At 75.8% G+C, this 17091-nt stretch carries 2 protein-coding genes; both read left to right on the top strand.

Annotated features, from left to right (window positions below; all coding sequences use genetic code 11):
- The first annotated feature begins 13 nt into the window (after positions 1–13).
- Positions 14–11554 (top strand): SDR family NAD(P)-dependent oxidoreductase, encoded by an 11541-nt coding sequence (locus ACFPM7_RS29325; protein WP_378251079.1) that lies wholly within the window; start codon positions 14–16, stop codon positions 11552–11554.
- Between the two features lie 100 nt (positions 11555–11654).
- On the top strand, positions 11655–17084 hold the full coding sequence (locus ACFPM7_RS29320) for a type I polyketide synthase (protein WP_465251848.1): 5430 nt from the start codon (positions 11655–11657) through the stop codon (positions 17082–17084).
- Positions 17085–17091: the final 7 nt, after the last annotated feature.

Genomic DNA, 17091 nt, shown 5'->3' with positions numbered 1-17091 from the left:
GAAGGACGGGAACATGGGTGCAGGTAGCGAGAACGAGCAGGACAAGCTGCTCCGCTATCTGAAGCGCACGGCCGCCGATCTCAGCTCCACCAAGGCTCGGCTGGCCGAGCTGCAGGAGCAGGCCAGCGAGCCGATCGCGATCGTCGGCATGAGCTGCCGCTACCCGGGCGGCGCGGTGACCCCGCAGCGCCTGTGGGAGCTGGTGTCCGAGGGCACCGACGCGATGTCGACCATGCCGACCGACCGCGGCTGGAACCTCGAAGGGCTCTACGACCCCGACCCCAACCAGCTCGGCAAGGCCTACAGCCGCGTCGGCGGGTTCGTCGACGGCGTCACCGACTTCGACGCGGAGTTCTTCGGCATCAGCCCGCGCGAGGCGAAGTCGATGGACCCCCAGCAGCGCATGCTGCTGGAGGCGGCGTGGGAGGCCTTCGAGGACGCGGGCATCGACCCGCTCTCGCTGCGCGGCACCGACACCGGCGTGTTCTGCGGCGTCGGGTCCTCCGACTACGCCGTCGGTCCGGCGGGCAGCCTGCCCCAGATCGAGGGCCTGCGCCTGACCGGCTCGACCTCCAGCGTGGTCTCCGGACGCGTCTCCTACACCCTGGGCCTGGAGGGCCCGTCGATCTCGATCGACACCGCGTGCTCCTCCTCGCTGGTCGCGCTGCACCTGGCGGCGCAGGCGCTGCGGGCGGGCGAGTGCTCCATGGCGCTCGTCGGCGGCGTCACCGTGCTGTCCGGGCCGTTCCTGTTCGTGGAGTTCTCCCGCCAGCGCGGCCTGGCCCCGGACGGCCGCTGCAAGCCGTACGCGGCGGCGGCCGACGGCACCGGCTTCGCCGACGGCCTCGGCCTCGTCGTGGTGGAGCGGCTTTCCCGCGCCCGCCGCCTCGGGCACAACGTGCTCGCCGTCATCCGCGGCAGCGCCGTCAACCAGGACGGCGCCTCCAACGGCCTGACCGCCCCGAACGGCCCGTCGCAGGAGCGGGTGATCCGCGCCGCGCTGGCGAACGCGGGCCTGCGCCCGCGCGACGTCGACGCCGTCGAGGGCCACGGCACCGGCACCAAGCTCGGCGACCCGATCGAGGCGCACGCGCTGCTGGCCACCTACGGCAAGGACCGCGACGGCGACCCGCTGTACCTGGGCTCCATCAAGTCCAACGTCGGCCACAGCTCCACGGCCGCGGGCGTCGCCGGTGTGATCAAGATGGTGCAGGCGCTGCGCAACCGCACCCTGCCGCCGTCGCTGCACATCGATGAGCCCTCCCCGCACGTGGACTGGGACTCCGGCGCGGTGTCGCTGCTGACCTCCGCGCGCGAGTGGACCGCCAAGGACCGCCCGCGCCGCGCGGGTGTCTCCTCCTTTGGCGTGAGCGGCACCAACGCCCACCTCATCCTGGAGGAGGCGACCCCCGAGGAGCCCGCCGACGGGCCGTCGGGGCGAATCACCGTCACCGGCAGCCTCGCCGACCTGCCCGCCGTGCCCGTGCTGCTCTCGGCGCGCGGAGGCCAGGCGCTGCGCGCGCAGGCCGAGCGGCTGCGCGCCCACCTCGTCGAGCACCCGGCGGTCACCGCGCTCGACGCGGGCCTGTCGGCGGCGACGTCGCGGGCGCACCTGGAGGACCGCGCCGCGGTCGTGGCCGAGGACCGCGATGGCCTGCTGGCCGGCCTGACCGCGCTCATCGACGGCGAGCCCGTCGACAGCGTCGTCACCGGCCGCGCCACCGGGGGCAACCCGGTCTTCGTCTTCCCCGGCCAGGGCGCGCAGTGGGCGGGCATGGCCGTGGAGCTGCTGGACACCGCGCCGGTCTTCGCCGCGCGGATCGCCGAGTGCGAGGCCGCCCTCGGCGAGTTCGTGGACTGGTCGCTGACCGGTGTGCTGCGCGAGGCCGAGGGCGCGCCGACGCTGGAGCGCGTCGATGTCGTGCAGCCGGCGCTGTGGGCGGTCATGGTGTCGCTGGCGGCGCTGTGGCGCTCCCACGGCGTCGAGCCCGCCGCCGTGGTCGGGCACTCGCAGGGCGAGATCGCCGCGGCGTGCGTCGCGGGCGGTCTGTCCCTTCAGGACGGCGCGCGCATCGTGGCGCTGCGCAGCAAGCTGGTGCTGGAGCGCCTGGCCGGGCACGGCGGCATGGTGTCCGTCGCGCAGCCCGCCGAGCGGGTCACCGCGCTGATCGCCCCCTACGAGGGCAAGGTCTCCATCGCCGCCGAGAACGGCCCGGCCTCGGTCGTGGTCTCCGGCGCCCCGGACTGCCTGGACGACCTCATCGCCCGCTGCGACGCCGACGGCGTCCGCGCGCGCCGGGTGAAGGTGGACTACGCCTCGCACTCCGCGCAGGTCGAGACCATCGAGGACGCGCTGCTGGCGGCCCTCGCGCCGGTCGCGCCCACCTCCGGGCAGATCCCGTTCTACTCCACTGTGGACAGCGCGGTCATCGACACCGCCGCCATGGACGCCGCCTACTGGTACCGCAACCTGCGCGAGCGCGTCGAGTTCGCGCCCGCGGTGCGCGCCCTCATCGACAGCGGCGCGGGCTGCTTCCTGGAGATGTCGCCCAACCCGGTGCTGACGATGGCCGTCGAGGACACCGCCGACGCCCACGGCGCCGGCGACCGGGTGTCGGTCGTCGGCTCGCTGCGCCGCGGCGAGGGCGGCCTGCCCCGCTTCACCCGCTCGCTGAGCGAGGCGCACATCGCCGGCGTCCCCGTCGACTGGGCGGGCTTCTTCGCGGGCAGCGGCGGCACGCTCGTCGCCCTGCCGACCTACGCCTTCCAGCGCAAGCGCTTCTGGATCGAGCCCGGCACCACCGGCGGCGACGCCGCCACCGCGGGCCAGCGCGCCGTCGACCACCCCGTCATCACCGCCGCCGTCGCGGTCGGCGACCGCGACGAGTGGGTGTTCACCGGCCGCGTCTCCCAGGAGACCCAGCCGTGGACCCGCGACCACGTGGTGCTCGACAGCGTCGTCGTGCCCGGGATCGCGCTGGCCGAGATGGTCGTCACCGCCGGCCGCACCGTGGGGTGCCCGGTCGCCGAGGAGCTGGTGCTCGCCGCGCCGCTGACGCTGTCCGCCGACGAGGTCCGCCACCTGCAGATCACCGTGGGCGCCGCCGCCGAGGACGGCCGCCGCGAGGTCGCCGTCTACAGCCGTCCCGCCGAGCAGCAGGACGGCGAGCGCCAGGAAGCGCTCTGCCACGGCCGCGGCCACATCGGCCCGGAGACCGCCACCACCCTGCGCTGGCCCGAGCAGTGGCCGCCCGCCGACGCCGACGCCGCCTCGGTGGACGAGCTGTACGCGGACATGGCCGACCTCGGCTACGGCTACGGCCCGACCTTCCTGTGCGTGCGGGCGCTCTGGCGCCGCGAGCGCGAGGTGTTCGCCGAGATCGCGCTGCCCGACGGCGCCGACACCGGCGGCTTCGCGCTGCACCCCGGCCTGCTCGACGCCGCCATGCACGGCGGCCTGCTGGAGAAGGAGTCCGGTGGCGGCGTCGTGCTGCCGTTCTCGTGGTCCGGCGTGCGCATCGGCGCCGGCGGGCAGCAGAGCGCCCGGGTGCGGATCACCGGCCTCGGCGACTCGACGCTGCGCGTGGACGTGGTCGACGCCGAGGGCGAGTCCGTGCTGCACATGGACAAGCTCGTCTTCCGGCCGGTCGACCCGGCCCAGCTCGGCGGCGGCAGCGGCGCCGGCGAGGCGCTGCACCGGCTCGACTGGACCGAGGTCGCGCTCAGCGCGGGCCAGGCCCGCGTCGAGGTGCTGGGGGAGCGCTTCGCCGACCTGGCCGACCTGGACGCCGCCCAGGAGAGCGCGGATCTGGTCATCGCGCTGATCCCCCGGGGCGCGGGCTCGCCCCCCGCGGCGGTCAAGGCCGCGACCAGCGCGGTGCTGGGTCTGGTCCGGCAGTGGCTTGCCGTCGACCGGCCCGAGGGCGCCCGCCTGGTCGTCGCCACCCGCGGCGGCGCGGGTGTCGGGGCCGAGGCCGCCGACCTCGCCTCCGCCGCGGTGTGGGGCCTGGTGCGCAGCGCGCAGTCGGAGAACCCCGGCCGCTTCGCCCTGGTCGACCTCGACCCGGCCGACGCCGAACTGCCCGACTGGTCGGTGTTCGCAGGCGGCGACGAGCCGCAGCTGGCGCTGCGGGCCGGGCGCGCGCTGGCACCCCGGCTCGCCCGCGCGCCCCAGGAGCCGGTCGGGTCGCTCTGGCGGCTCGGGCTCACCGGCTCGGGCTCGCTGGACGACCTGGCCGTCGTGCCGTCGACCGCGGACCGCCCGCTGGGCGCGACCGAGGTGCGCGTGGACGTGCGCGCCGCCGGTCTGAACTTCCGCGACGTGATGATCGCGCTCGGGGTGTACCCCGACGCGGCCCCGCTGGGCAGCGAGGCCGCGGGCGTCGTGGTCGAGGTGGGCGCCGGGGTCACCGACTTCGCCGTCGGCGACCGCGTGTTCGGCTGCGTGCCGGAGGGCTTCGGCCCGCTGGCCGTGGTGGAGCAGGGCATGGTCGCGGCGATGCCGTCGGCCTGGTCCTTCGCCCAGGCCGCGGCCGTTCCCGTCGCCTTCCTCACCGCCTACCACAGCCTCGTGGACCTCGCGCAGGTCCGCGCGGGCGACCGGGTGCTGGTGCACGCCGCCGCGGGCGGTGTCGGCATGGCGGCGGTGAAGATCGCCCAGCACCTGGGCGCGGAGGTGTTCGCGACCGCGAGCCCGGCCAAGCGCGCCGCCGTGCGCGCGCTGGGCGTGCCGGACGAGCGGATCGCCTCCTCGCGCGACCTGGACTTCCGCGAGCGCTTCAGCGCCGGGGTGGACGTCGTGATCAACTCGCTCGCGGGCGAGTTCGTCGACGCCTCGCTGGCGCTGCTGTCCGACGGCGGTCGCTTCATCGAGCTGGGCAAGACCGACATCCGCGCCGAGGCCCCCGCGGGCGTGCGCTACCTGGCGATCGATGTCCTGGAGTCCGCGGGTGCCGAGCGCGTCCGCGAGCTGCTGACCACCGTCGCGGCGATGATTGAGCGCGGCGAGCTGACCCACTCGCCGATCCGCTGCTGGGACGTGCGCGACGGCGTCGCGGCCTTCCAGCACCTGCGCGAGGGCCGCAACACCGGCAAGGTCGTGCTGACGGCGCCCGCCCCGATGGCGCTCGACGGCACCACCTTGATCACCGGCGGCACCGGCGGTCTCGGCGCGGTCTTCGCCCGCCACCTGGCGGGCCGGGGCGCGCGCCGCCTGCTGCTGGTCAGCCGCCGCGGCCCGGCCGCCCCCGGCGCGGAGGCGCTGGCCGCCGAACTGCGCGAGCTGGGCGCCGACGTCCGCGTCGCGGCCTGCGACGTGGCCGACCGGGCGCAGGTCGCCGACCTGCTGGCCGGTGAGCCGGTGACGGCGGTCGTGCACGCGGCCGGTGTCCTGGACGACGGCGTGGTCACCAGCCTCACCGACGAGCGCTTCGCCCGCGTGCTCGGCCCGAAGGTCGACGCCGCGTGGCACCTGCACGAGCTGACCGCCGAGCTGTCGGCGTTCGTGCTGTTCTCCTCCGTGGCCGCCCTGGTGGGCAGCCCGGGGCAGGCGAACTACGCCGCGGCGAACGCCGCCCTGGACGCGCTGGCCGCCACCCGGCGCGCGGCCGGGCAGCCCGCCACCTCGCTGGCGTGGGGCCTGTGGGCCGACAGCGCGGGCATGACCGGCGAGCTGGACGGCGACGCGCTGGAGCGCCTGGAGCGCATGGGCGTCACCGCCATCGGCGACGAGCTGGGCACCGCCCTGTTCGACGCGGGCACCGCCGCCCGCCACCCGCTGCTGGCCCCCGTGCTGCTGGACATGGCCGCCCTGCGGGCCCGCGCCCGCGCCGGTGCCCTGCCGCCGCTGCTGCGCGGCCTCGTCCGGGCCCCGGCCCGGCGCGCCGACGCGGGCGGCTCGCTGGCCCAGCGCCTGGCCGGCGTCGCCGAGGCCGACCGCGAGCAGGTCGTGCTCGACATCGTCCGCACGCACGCCGCCGCCGCGCTCGGCCACGAGTCGGCCGACGCCGTGCAGTCCGACCGCGCGTTCAAGGAGATGGGCTTCGACTCCCTCAGCGGGGTCGAGCTGCGCAACCGGCTCGCCCAGGTGACCGGTCTGCGGTTGCCCGCGACGCTGGTCTTCGACTACCCGAACCCGGCCGCCGTGGCCCGGATGCTGCTCGCCGAGGCGGGCCCCGTCGAGCGGGCCCGGCCCGTCGTGGCGGCCCGGCGCGAGGCGATCGACGCGGGCGACCCGCTGGTGATCGTCGGCATGGCCTGCCGCTACCCCGGCGGGGTGTCCTCGCCGGAGCAGCTGTGGGAGCTGGTCTCCACCGGTCGCGACGCGATCACCGGGCTGCCGACCGACCGCGGCTGGGACCTGGAGCGGCTCTACGACCCGGACCCCGACCAGCCGGGCACGCTGTACACCCGCGGCGGCGGGTTCATCGAGGGCGTCGCCGACTTCGACGCCGAGTTCTTCGGCGTCAGCCCGCGCGAGGCGCTGGCCATGGACCCGCAGCAGCGGCTCCTGCTGGAGGCCGCGTGGGAGGCGTTCGAGGACGCCGGGATCGATCCGCAGTCGCTGCGCGGCACCGACACCGGCGTGTTCTGCGGCGCGGTGACGACCGACTACGGCGCGGCGCACCTGCCGGAGATGGACGGCTACTACCTCACCGGCACCACCTCCAGCGTCGTCTCCGGCCGGGTCGCCTACAGCCTCGGCCTGGAAGGTCCCGCGGTGTCGGTGGACACGGCGTGCTCCTCGTCGCTGGTGGCCCTGCACCTGGCCTCGCAGGCGCTGCGCTCGGGTGAGTGCTCCATGGCGCTGGTCGGCGGCGTGTCCGTGCTGACCGCGCCGCACCTGCTGGTGGACTTCAGCCGCCAGCGCGGCCTCGCGCCGGACGGCCGCTGCAAGGCGTACTCCGCGCACGCCGACGGCACCGGCTTCTCCGACGGCCTGGGCCTGCTGGTCCTGGAGCGCCAGTCCGACGCCCTGCGCCACGGGCACCGCATCCTGGCCGTGCTGCGGGGTTCCGCGGTCAACCAGGACGGCGCGTCCAACGGCCTGACCGCGCCGAACGGCCCGTCGCAGGAGCGCGTGATCCGCACGGCCCTGGCCAACGCCGGGCTCACGGCGTCCGATGTGGACGCTGTGGAGGGCCACGGCACGGGCACGATGCTGGGTGACCCGATCGAGGCGCAGGCGCTGCTGGCCACCTACGGCCAGGAGCGCTCGGGCGACCCGCTGTGGCTCGGCTCGATCAAGTCCAACATCGGGCACAGCTCGGCCGCCGCGGGCGTCGCCGGTGTGATCAAGATGGTGCAGGCCATGCGCCACGGGATGCTGCCGCCGACCCTGCACGCCGAGGACCGCTCCCCGCACATCGACTGGGAGTCCGGCGCCGTCGAGCTGCTGACCGAGGGCCGCGAGTGGACGCGGGCGGACCGCCCGCGCCGCGCGGGCGTCTCCTCGTTCGGCGTCAGCGGCACCAACGTGCACCTGATCCTGGAAGAGGCCCCGGGAGCGAACGAGCCCGCCGAGCCCGCCGAGCAGGCTGTCCAGCCGCTGACCCCGGTCGTGCTGGCCGCGCGCGGCGAGGCCGCCCTGCGGGCGCAGGCCGAGCGGCTGCGCCAGCACGTCCTGGCCCGCCCGGACCTGTCGGTGGCCGACACGGCGTACACGTCGGTGACGACGCGCGCCCTGCTGGAGCACCGCGCCGCCGTGGTCGCCGCCGACCGCGACGAGCTGCTCACCGCCCTCGCCGCGCTGGCGACCGGCGAGCGCGCGGCCGGGGTGACCGAGTCGGTCGCGGTGTCCGGCAAGACGGCGTTCCTGTTCTCCGGGCAGGGGTCGCAGCGGGCCGGGATGGGTGTGGAGCTGGCCGCCGCCTACCCGGTGTTCGACCAGGCGCTGACCGAGGTCTGCGCCGAGCTGGACCCGAGGGTCGGGCGCTCCGTCCGCGAGCTGATGACCGCCGAGGACGGCTCGCTGGACCGCACCGAGTTCACCCAGGTCGCGCTGTTCGCCTTCGAGGTGGCGCTGTTCCGGTTGGTGGTGTCCCTCGGCATCAGGCCGGACTACCTGATCGGGCACTCGGTCGGCGAGATCGTGGCGGCGCACGTCGCGGGGTCGCTGTCGCTGGCGGATGCCTGCGAGCTGGTCGTGACCCGTGGCCGCCTGATGGGCGCGCTGCCCTCCGGTGGCGCGATGGCCGCGGTCCAGGCGAACGAGGACGAGGTCCTCGCCAAGCTCGCCGCCTTCGGCGACCGCCTGGCGGTCGCCGCGGTGAACGCCCCCGGCTCGGTGGTCGTCTCCGGCGACGCCGACGCCATCGAGGAGTTCCTGGCGCTGTGGACCGACCGCAAGACCACGCGCCTGCGGGTCTCGCACGCCTTCCACTCCCCGCGCATGGAGCCGATGCTGGCCGAGTTCGCCGCCGTGGTGCGCGGGCTGCGTTTCACGCCGCCGACGACCCCGGTCGTGTCCAACCTGACCGGCGAGCTGGTGGCCGAGTACGACGCGGACTACTGGGTGCGCCACGTGCGCGCCGCCGTGCGCTTCGCCGACGGCGTGCGCGCGCTGCACGAGGCGGGCGTCCGCCGGTTCCTGGAGCTGGGCCCCGACGCCGTGCTGACGCCGATGGCCGAGCAGACCGTCGACAGCACCACCGGCCAGGGCCACACCCCGGCCACCGTGTTCGCCGCCGCGCAGCGGGCCCGCAGGCCCGAGCAGGCGACGTTCGCCGGTTTCCTCGGCACCGCCCACATCAGCGGGTCGAACGTGGACTGGCAGGGCGTCTACGCGGGCACCACCGCCCGCCAGGTGCCGCTGCCGACCTACGCCTTCCAGCGCGAGCGGTACTGGCTGGTGACCCGCGACCGCGGCGGCGACGTCGGCGCGGCGGGCCTCGGCCACGCCGGGCACCCGGTGCTGGCTGCCGCCGCCCAGGTCGCCGACCGCGACGAGTGGATCTTCACCGGCCTGCTCTCGACCGAGACGCAGCCGTGGACCGCCGACCACGTCGTGCTGGGGGCCACGATCGTCCCGGGCACCGCGCTGGTGGAGCTGGCGCTGGCCGCGGGCGCGCGGACCGGCTGCCCGGCCCTCGACGAACTGGTCATCGAGGCCCCGCTGCTGCTGACCGACGGCGTCGCCAGGAACCTCCAGGTCACCGTGGGCGTCCCGGGCGATGACGGCCGCCGCGAGGTCGCGGTGTTCACCCGCGCCGCCGCGGTGCGCGACGAGGAGCCCGAGCCGACGGTCTGCCATGCCCGGGGCCTGCTCGCCCCGGCGGGCGAGCCGATCGCCGACTGGACCGGCCAGTGGCCGCCCGCGGGCGCCCAGGAGCTGTCGGTCGACGCGCTCTACGACGGCATGGCCGACCTCGGCTACGACTACGGGCCCGCGTTCCAGAGCGTGCGCGCGCTCTTCAAGCTCGGCGCGGAGGTCTACGCCGAGGTGGCGCTGCCGGAGGGGACGAGCGGGGACGGCTTCGGCATCCACCCCGCCCTGTTCGACGCCGCCATGCACGGTGGCCTGATGCAGCAGGGCGAGGACGTGTCCGCCGTGCTGCCGTTCTCCTGGTCCGGTGTGCGGCTGGGCCGGGTTGGCCAGTCGCGGGTCCGCGCCCGCATCAAGCCCACCGAGGGCCTGGCGCTGAGCGTCGACATCACCGACGAGTCCGGCGAGCCGGTGCTGAGCATGGCGCGCCTGGACATGCGCCCGGTCGAGCAGTCGCAGCTGTCCTCCGGGCAGCGCGACCGCAAGAACTCGCTGCTGCACGTCGACTGGGCCGAGGTCGAGGTCGCGCCCGCGGCCTCGCGGGTCGTCGTCATCGGCCGCGACACCGCCGACCTCGGCGCCCTGCTCGGGGAACTGGAGGACGGCGCGGAGCGGCCCGATGTCGTGGTCGCCACCGTCGCCGCGCTGCCCGACGCCGGACCCGGCACCGCGCTCGCCGCGGCGGCCGACGCCCTGGCGCTGGTGCAGCGCTGGCTCGCCGAGCCCGCCTTCGCCGACGCCCGGCTCGTCGTGGCCGCCCCGCGCGGCCTCGCGGTGGGCGGCGAGGCCCCCGACCCGGCGCAGGCCGCGGTCGCCGGTCTCGTGCACAGCGTGCGGGCCGAGCACCCCGGCCGGTTCATGGTCGTGGACGCCGACCTGTACGCCGACGCCCCGGACTGGAGCGCGCTCGCCGCGCTGGAGGAGCCCCGCCTCGCCCTGCGCGACGGCCGGGTGCTGGCGCCGCGCCTGGCGCGGCTGGCCGCCGAGCCGGGCCCGCTGCCGGAGTTCCCCGGCACGGTCCTGGTCACCGGTGGCGCCAGCGGTCTCGGCGCGACGGTCGCGCGGCACCTGGTGCACGCCCACGGCGTTCAGCGGCTGCTGCTCGTCAGCCGCCGCGGCGCTGCCGCCGACGGCGCGACCGCCCTGGTGGCCGAGCTGGAAGCGGCGGGCGCGGCGGTGCGGGTCGAGGCCTGCGACGTGGCCGACCGCGAGCAGCTGGCGAAGGTGCTGGAGTCGCTGGAGGGCCCGCTCTCCGGTGTCGTGCACGCCGCCGGTGTGCTCGACGACGGGCTCGCGGCCTCGCTGACGGTCCACCAGCTCGACCGGGTGCTGCGGCCGAAGGTCGACGGCGCGTGGAACCTGCACGAGCTGACCGAGGACATGGCGCTGAGCGCGTTCGTGGTGTTCTCCTCCGCCGCGGCGCTGATCGGCAGCCCCGGCCAGGCGAACTACGGCGCCGCGAACGCCGCCATGGACGCGCTGGTGCAGCGCAGGCACGCCGACGGCCTGCCCGCCACCTCCCTGGCCTGGGGCCTGTGGAGCGACGCGGGCGGCATGTCCGGCGAGCTGTCCGACGACCAGCGCGCCCGGCTGACCCGCCTGGGCATCGGCACGATCGACGCCGAGACCGGTCTGGCGCTCTTCGACGACGCCCTGGGCCAGGACACCGCCGTGGTCGTCCCGATGCGCCTGGACCCGGCGGCGCTGCGCGAGCAGGCCAGGGCCGGGGCGCTGCCCGCGCTGCTGCGCGGCCTGGCCCCCGCCCCCGCCAAGCGGGCGCAGGAGCAGCGCTCGCTCGCGCGGCGGCTGGCCACCGTGGCGCAGGCCGACCGCGTGGCGGTCGTGCTGGACGTGGTGCGCGCGCAGGTGGCCGCCGTGCTCGGCCACGGCTCGGCCACCGCGGTCGACCCGGCCAAGGCGTTCAAGGACATGGGCTTCGACTCGCTGTCCGCGGTGGAGTTCCGCAACCGGCTCGGCCAGGAGGCGGGGGTGCGGCTGCCCGCGACCCTGATCTTCGACCAGCCGACGCCGCAGGCGGTCGCGGAGCACCTGCTCACCCTCGTCGCCCCCGACGAGGCGGCCGTGGCCGCGCCGTCGGAGGAGGACGAGCTGCGCGCGCTGCTCGCGGCGATCCCGCTGGCCCGCTTCCGCACGGCCGGGCTGATCGACACGCTGCGCGAGCTGGCGGCGGGCGACCCGGTCGTCGTCGAGGAGAGCGCCGAGGCGGGCACGTCGATCGATGACATGGACGCGGCAGCGCTGCTGCGGCTGGCACGAGAGGGCTCGGCGTGATCGCCGCGGCCAGGGAACTCACACGGCTGTCGATGTCCGACGGCGTGAATCAACGGCGATGTGGGCGCGAGCAGCGCTCCACACGGAGGTAACGGGGCACATGCCGAATCAGGAGAACGACTTCGTAGAGGCGCTGCGGAAGTCGCTCAAGGACAACGACCAGCTGCGCCAGGAGAACCGCAGGCTGCGCGCGCGGTCGAGCGAGCCGCTGGCGATCGTGGGCATGGCGTGCCGCTACCCCGGTGGCGTCTCCTCGCCGCAGGAGCTGTGGGAGCTGGTCGCCGACGGCCGCGACGGCATCTCGGCGATGCCGACCGACCGCGGCTGGGACCCCGACCGGATGTATGACCCCGACCCCGACCGCCTCGGCTCGGTGACCTCCCGCGGCGGCGGCTTCATCGACGGCGCGGGCGACTTCGACGCGGAGTTCTTCGGCATCAGCCCGCGCGAGGCCATGGCGATGGACCCGCAGCAGCGCCTCATGCTGCCCGCGGCCTGGGAGGCCCTGGAGAGCGCCGGGATCGACCCGCTGTCGCTGCGCGGCACCGACACCGGCGTCTACCTCGGCGTCATCACCTCCGACTACGGCACCGCGCACCCGGACGTGGAGGGCTACCGGCTCACCGGCGAGTCGACCAGCGTCGTCTCCGGCCGCATCGCCTACAGCCTCGGCCTGGAAGGGCCCGCGGTGTCGGTCGACACGGCGTGCTCGTCCTCCCTGGTCGCCCTGCACCTCGCCGCCCAGGCGCTGCGGGCGGGGGAGTGCTCGATGGCGCTGGTCGGCGGCGTCACCGTCATGTCCGGCCCGTTCCTCTACGTCGAGTTCAGCCGCCAGCGCGGCCTGTCCCCGGACGGCCGCTGCAAGGCGTACTCCTCCGGCGCCGACGGCACCGGCTTCTCCGACGGTCTCGGCGTGCTGGTCGTGGAGCGCCTCTCCGACGCCCGCCGCCGCGGCCACAAGGTGCTGGCCGTCATCCGCGGCTCCGCGGTCAACCAGGACGGCGCGTCCAACGGCCTGACCGCGCCGAACGGCCCGTCGCAGGAGCGCGTCATCCGCGCCGCCCTGACCAACGCCGGGCTCACGACGTCGGATGTGGACGCCGTCGAGGGCCACGGCACCGGCACCAAGCTGGGCGACCCGATCGAGGCCCAGGCGCTGCTGGCGACCTACGGCCAGGAGCGCTCTGGCGCCCCGCTGTACCTGGGCTCCATCAAGTCCAACATCGGGCACAGCTCGGCCGCGGCCGGTGTCGCCGGTGTGATCAAGATGGTGCAGGCCATGCGCCACGGCGTGCTGCCGCCGACCCTGCACGCCGACGACCCGTCGCCGCACGTGGACTGGCAGGCCGGCGCGGTCGAGCTGCTGACCGAGGGCCGCGCCTGGACCCCGGCCGAGCGCCCGCGCCGCGGCGCGGTCTCGGCCTTCGGCGTGAGCGGCACCAACGCGCACGTGATCCTCGAAGAGGCCCCGGCCGCCGAGCCCGCCGCCGACGCCGCCGAGCCGCGCACCCTCGGCGCGGTGCCGGTGGTGCTCTCCGGCCGCGGCGCGCAGGCGCTGCGGGCGCAGGCCGAGCGGCTGCGCGCGCACCTGCGCTCCGCCGACTTCGCCGACCTCGCCGACTGTTCAGTCGCCGACATCGCCCTTTCGCAGGTGAGCGCCCGAGCGCTGCTGGAGCAGCGCGCCGTCGTGGTGGCCGACAGCCGCGAGCAGCTCATCGAGCGCCTCGCCGCCGTCGTCGACGGGGTGCCCGGCCCCGGCGCGCACGAGGGCGCCGCCGCCTTCGGCAAGACCGCGTTCCTGTTCTCCGGCCAGGGGGCGCAGCGCGCCCGCATGGGCGTCGAGCTGGCGCGGCTGTTCCCGGTGTTCGACCGCGCGCTGCGCGAGGTGTGCGCCGAGCTGGACCCGAAGGTCGGCCGCTCGGTCCTCGCCCTCATGACCGCCGAGGAGGGCACGCCCGAGGCCGAGCTGCTCAACGCGACCGAGTACACCCAGGTCGCGCTGTTCGCCTTCGAGGTGGCGCTGTACGCCCTGCTCGACTCCCTCGGCGTGAAGCCGGACTACCTGATCGGCCACTCCGTCGGCGAGATCGTCGCCGCCCACGTCGCCGGGGCGCTGACCCTGGCCGACGCGAGCACGCTGGTCGTCGCGCGCGGCAGGCTGATGGGCGCGCTGCCCACCGGCGGCGCGATGGTCGCCGTGCAGGCGGGCGAGGCCGACGTCGCCGAGTCGCTGGCGGGCTTCGCCGGTCGCCTGGAGATCGCGGCCGTGAACGCGCCGCAGTCGGTCGTGGTGTCCGGCGACGCCGACGCCGTGGCGGAGTGGCTGCCGCGCTGGGACGGGCGCAAGTCCACCCGCCTGCGCGTCTCGCACGCCTTCCACTCCGCGCGCATGGAGCCGATGCTGGAGGAGTTCCGCGCCGTCGTCAGCGGTTTGACCTTCGCCGCGCCGCGCGTGGCCGTGGTGTCCAACCTGACCGGTGAGCCGGTCACGGCCTACGACGCCGAGTACTGGGTGGCGCACGTGCGCCAGGCGGTGCGCTTCGCCGACGGCGTGCGCGCGCTGTGGGACGCGGGCGTCCGCCGGTTCCTGGAGCTGGGCCCGGACGCGGTGCTGACCGCCATGGCCCGCCAGACCATCGACACCTTCGGCGAGTCCGAGACCTCCCCCGCGGTCGTCCTTCCCGCCCTGCGCAAGCACGGTTCCGAGGACGAGACCTTCGCCGCGTTCCTCGGCCAGGCGCACACGGCGGGCGCGGCGGTCGACTGGGCCGCGTACTTCGCGGGCACCGGCGCACGGCGCGTCGCGCTGCCGACCTACGCCTTCCAGAACGCGCGCTACTGGCAGATGCCCGTCGCGGGCTCCGGCGCCGGCGCGGGGTTCACCCCCGTCGACCACGCCGTGCTGGCGGGCGCCTCGCGCCTGGGCGACCGCGACGAGTGGCTGCTCACCGGCACCATCTCCACCGGCACCCACCCGTGGACGCTGGACCACGTCGTGCTCGACGCGACGATCGTGCCCGGCACGGCGCTGGTGGACCTGGCGCTCACCGCGGGCCGCGTCGCGGGCTACCCGGTGGTCGACGAACTCCTGATGGAGTCGCCGCTGCTGCTGGACGAGTCGACGGTCTACGCCGTCCAGGTCACCATCGGCGCGCCCGGCGAGGACGGCCGCCGCGAGATCGGCGTCTTCACCCGACTGGAGAACGCCGAGGACTCCGACGCCGAGGGCGCGATCACCTGCCACGCCAGGGGCTGGCTCGCCGAGGAGCGGCCGGTCGCGGCGGAGGAGCCGACCGAGTGGCCGCCCGCCGGGGCCGAGGAGTTCCCGATCGAGGGCTGGTACGACCGCCTCGCCGAGACCGGCTACGACTACGGCGCGACCTTCCGCGACGCCCGCAGGGTGTGGCGCATCGGCGCGGACCTCTACGCCGACATCGCGCTGCCGGAGGACACCTCCGGCGCCGGCTACGGCATCCACCCCGGTCTGTTCGACGCCGCCCTGCACATCGGGCTGGCCGGCCGCGACCTCGAGGGCCCCGGCCCGGTGCTGCTGCCGTTCCTGTGGTCCGGTGTCAGCCTGGTCCGCACCGCCGCCTCCAGCGGGCGCGCCCGGATCATCTCGATGGGCGAGCAGGCGGTGCGCCTGCTGGTCACCGACGAGGCCGACCAGCCGGTGGTGCGCGTCGACAAGCTGGCGCTGCGGCCGGTCGACCGCTCCCAGCTCACCCGCGCGCAGGACGTCGTGCGCAACTCGCTGTTCAGCGTCGACTGGGTCGAGGCCGCCGCACCCGCGGCGCGCGAGCAGGCCGTCGTCGGACTCGGCGAGAGCCCGGTGTCGGGTCTGAGCTACCCGGACATGTTCGTCCTGGAGGAGACCGAGTACGACGGCACTCCGGCCCCCGAGGTCGTCGTGACCTCGTGCCCGACGCCCGCGGGCGCCGGGCACGACGCGGCGCGCGGCGCGGCCAACGCCGCGCTGGAGCTGGTGCGCCAGTGGCTGCTCAGCGACTTCTGCGCCGAGTCGACGCTGGTCGTGGTGACCCGCGGCGCGGTGGCCGCGGTGCCCGGCGAGCAGGCCGACGTCGCCCAGGCCGCGGTCTGGGGCCTGGTGCACAGCGCCCAGTCCGAGCACCCGGGCCGGTTCGTGCTCGTGGACCTCGGTGTGGACGGTGCCGCGGACGAGCCCGACTGGGCCGCGGTGCTCGACCTGGACGAGCCGCAGATCGCCCTGCGCGGCGGCGTGTTCGTGGTGCCGCGCCTGGGCCGCATCGCCGAGCAGCCCGCCGCGGGCCACGAGTGGCCCACCGACGGCACCGTGCTGGTCAGCGGCGGCACCGGCGGTGTCGGCGCGTCCGTGGCCCGCCACCTCGCCGAGCGCGGCGTGCCGCGCCTGGTGCTGCTGAGCAGGCGCGGCATCGAGGCCGCGGGCGCGGTCGACCTGGTCGCCGACCTGGAGACCGCGGGCGCCCAGGTCCAGGTCGTGGCCTGCGACGTGGCCGACCGCGAGCAGATCGCCGCGGTCGTCGGCGGCATCGCCGACCTGCGCGGCGTCGTGCACGCCGCCGGTGTGCTGGACGACGGCGTGGTGGAGTTCCTGACCGGCGACCGCCTCGACGGGGTGCTCGCCCCGAAGGTGGACGGCGCGTGGCACCTGCACGAGCTGACCGCCGAGGCCGACCTCACCGCGTTCGTGGTGTTCTCCTCGGTCGCCTCCCTGGTGGGCAGCGCGGGCCAGGCCGCCTACTCGGCGGCGAACGCGGCCGTCGACGCCCTCGTGGCGGCGCGGCGCGCGGCCGGGCTGCCCGGCACCTCGCTGGCGTGGGGCCTGTGGGCCGACCCGGCGGGCATCGCGGGCACCCTGGACGAGACCGGCCTGGCGCGCCTGGACCAGATGGGCATCGTGCCGCTGTCCACCGAACTCGGCCTGGCGCTCTTCGACCGCGCGCTCGACCTGGACCGGGCGCTGCTGGCCCCGGTGCGCCTGGACACCGCGGTGCTGCGCAAGCACGCGAGCGCCGGTGGCCTGCCGCCGCTGCTGCGCGGCCTGATCCGCGTCGCGGGCCGGACCGAGACCGTGCGCTCGCTGGCCAGCCGCCTGGCGGGCGTCGCCGAGGAGAACCACGCCGACGTCCTGCTCGCGCTGGTGCGCGAGCAGGTCGCCGGGGTGCTCGGGCACAGCTCGCCGGAGGCCATCGAGCCCGCCAGGGAGCTGGCGGAACTGGGCTTCGACTCGCTGAGCGCGGTCGAGCTGGCCAACCGCATCAACCGGCTCACCGGGCTCAAGCTCGAAGGCACCCTCGTCTTCGACCACCCGACGCCCAACGCCATCGTCGCCCACCTGCTGACGCTGGTGGAGCCGGAGGACGGCGTGGCGCAGGAGTCGGCGCCCGCGCCCGAGCGGGCCGCCGACGAGGACATCCGGGCCCTGCTCGACAGCATCCCGGTCGAGGACCTGCGCGCCGCGGGCGTCCTGGACACCCTGCTCGACCTGGCGAACCGCCGCACCGGAGCCCCCGTCGGGGCGGTCTGACGGCCCG

The organism is Actinokineospora guangxiensis (assembly GCF_042657845.1).
Lineage (GTDB): Bacteria > Actinomycetota > Actinomycetes > Mycobacteriales > Pseudonocardiaceae > Actinokineospora > Actinokineospora guangxiensis.
This window is presented reverse-complemented; position numbering and strand designations above follow the sequence as displayed.

What these genes read in the sequence shown, in the direction of transcription:
- ACFPM7_RS29325 (WP_378251079.1), top strand. Translation starts at nt 14, where the DNA reads ATGGGTGCAGGTAGCGAGAACGAGCAGGACAAGCTGCTCCGCTATCTG.
- ACFPM7_RS29320 (WP_465251848.1), top strand. Translation starts at nt 11,655, where the DNA reads ATGCCGAATCAGGAGAACGACTTCGTAGAGGCGCTGCGGAAGTCGCTC.